Origin of the sequence: Actinocrinis puniceicyclus, from assembly GCF_018283645.1 — a bacterium.
Classification (GTDB): domain Bacteria; phylum Actinomycetota; class Actinomycetes; order Streptomycetales; family Catenulisporaceae; genus Actinocrinis; species Actinocrinis puniceicyclus.
Map to the genome: position 1 here is coordinate 1 of NZ_JAGSXH010000386.1, position 462 is coordinate 462.

The window sequence follows — 462 nt, forward strand, 5'->3', positions numbered from 1 at the left end:
GAGGTGATCCGCGCGGTGATGAACCGGGATCCGCGGATCGTGGTGGTGACGTTGGCCGCGATCGACGGGGTGGCGGAGGCGAAGCAGGCGTTGAAGGCGTCGGGGCGCAAGGTGGACGGGGTGTTGTTGCAGTCGTCGCGGTTGGCGGCGCTGCCGGGGGACGCGCACCGGTTCGCGGCGGTCAATCCGGTGTTCGTGTTGTGGGGTGAGCGGACGTGAGGGGGGTGTCTGGCGCGCGGTTCGGCGGGGTTCTCGGCGGCGGCAACGGTTCGCCGGTTCGGCGGCGTCAGTCTTACGAGTGGTTGGCTTCACTCACTCGGCGTGCGTACTGGTTCCGGGGGTGGCGTGTCGTGGCCAATACTGGCTCGGGCGGGCGGCTGGGTGCCGATGTGCTTTCCCGGCCGTCGGTGAATCCCGGTAGGGTACGTGATCGTCTCGCCGGCGGCGGGGGCGGGCAGGTTG

1 pseudogene is annotated in these 462 nt (G+C 70.1%); it reads left to right on the plus strand.

Going from position 1 to position 462, the window contains the following annotated elements:
- Nucleotides 1-219, plus strand: a pseudogene (locus KGA66_RS29405) (cobalamin biosynthesis bifunctional protein CbiET); the annotation flags it as partial.
- Nucleotides 220-462 lie beyond the last annotated feature (243 nt).